This window comes from Polaromonas sp. P1_E3, from assembly GCF_056405935.1.
Map to the genome: position 1 here is coordinate 1 of NZ_JBFUBD010000550.1, position 1,499 is coordinate 1,499.

The window sequence follows — 1,499 nt, forward strand, 5'->3', positions numbered from 1 at the left end:
GCGACGTGGAGCAGCACATCGCCAACCTGGTGCGCGAGCCGGCATTCAAATCGTATATGGCGGCGGGCGACTTTTCCCACGATGTCCTGATTCCGGGCAACTTCAGCACGCCGGCCCGCCCCGTCAAGTTGTCGGTGCATGTGCATTCTTACGGCAAGGACCGCAAGCTGCTGCTGTCGCGCGACATCACCGCAGTCGAACTGGCAGAAGCGATGCGCAGGGATTTCGTGGCCAACGTGTCGCATGAGATCCGCACGCCACTCACCGTGCTGTCGGGTTTTATTGAAACCCTGCAAACCCTGCCGCTCAAGGAGCCGGAACGGGCTCGCTATCTGGCGCTGATGTCGCAGCAGTCGCTGCGCATGCAGACGCTGGTCAACGACTTGCTGACACTGTCGCGGCTGGAAGGCAGCCCGTTTCCGGGCGCCAATGACTGGGTGACGGTCAGTGCGTTAATGGCCCAGTGCGAACAGGAGGCCAGGGCTTTGTCCCAGGTGATTGCGCCCCAGGGCCACCAGCTGGAATTTAACCTGGGACCCGGCGCTGAAATTGCCGGGGTACAGACTGAGCTCTACAGTGCGATGTCCAACCTTGTGACAAATGCAGTGCGATATACGCCTGAGGGCGGCCTGGTTCGTGTCAGCTGGACGCTGATGGAAGACGGGCGCGGCGAGTTCAAGGTCAAGGACAGCGGGCCTGGCATCGCTCCCGAGCACCTGCCACGCCTGACGGAACGTTTCTACCGCATCGACCGTAGCCGCTCGCGTGAAACGGGGGGCACCGGGCTGGGCCTGGCGATCGTGAAACATGTTGCGCAACGCCACGGCGCCGAGCTCAACATCCAGAGTGAACCGGGCCACGGTTCGTGCTTTTCCATCATTTTTCCCGCGGCACGGGTACGCCGGATTCAGGCCACGTGATTCACGTTCAGGCTGCGTCTCACCGCATGCCACAGCAGCGCCAGAAAGCACGCGGCAACCAGGCCTATTGCAAGCGTGCTGGCCGCCCAGAAGCTGCCGGCGGACTGCGTTGCCGCCTGACCTGCGATGCCGGTATAAGCCAGGCGGTAGCCACCCAGAAGCCCAAGACCCCATAGCAGCACGCCGTAAAGGGCCAGCGGCGCAATGGTGATGTGATAACAGCGCAGCAAAAAAGCCGTCAGGGCCTGTGTTGCATCGGCCACGTGGTAGAACGCGACCCAGACCAGCAATGCAGAAGCCAGCGCGACAATTTCCGGATTGCCGGAATACCAGCTGGCCAGCAAAGGCCCGGCCATTGAAACCGCGGCCGCCAGTGCCAGCGCCGCAAGTCCCGTGAGCTTCAGTCCGAGCAGCACCACGCGTTTGGCGTAATCCGGGCGGCCCGCGCCTATCCAGAATGAAACACGGGCACTGCAGGCGATTGCCATGGACAGCGGCATCATGTAGAGCACGGCAGCGACGCTGGAAGCAATCTGGTGGCTTGCAGAGGCCACGGTACCGAGGCGGGCGATGAAGAGT

At 62.5% G+C, this 1,499-nt stretch carries 2 protein-coding genes; one reads left to right on the forward strand and one right to left on the reverse strand.

Features of this window, described 5'->3' with window-relative positions; genetic code table 11:
• Window positions 1-920: phosphate regulon sensor histidine kinase PhoR (gene phoR, locus AC1D0Z_RS21560; protein ID WP_477660196.1), on the forward strand; the 920-nt coding region annotated here is incomplete at its 5' end.
• Here the strand turns inward: phoR and AC1D0Z_RS21565 are convergent.
• A partial coding sequence (locus AC1D0Z_RS21565; protein ID WP_477660197.1) for an MATE family efflux transporter occupies window positions 908-1,499 on the reverse strand: 592 nt, incomplete at its 5' end. The two genes, phoR and AC1D0Z_RS21565, sit on opposite strands and share 13 nt — an antisense overlap.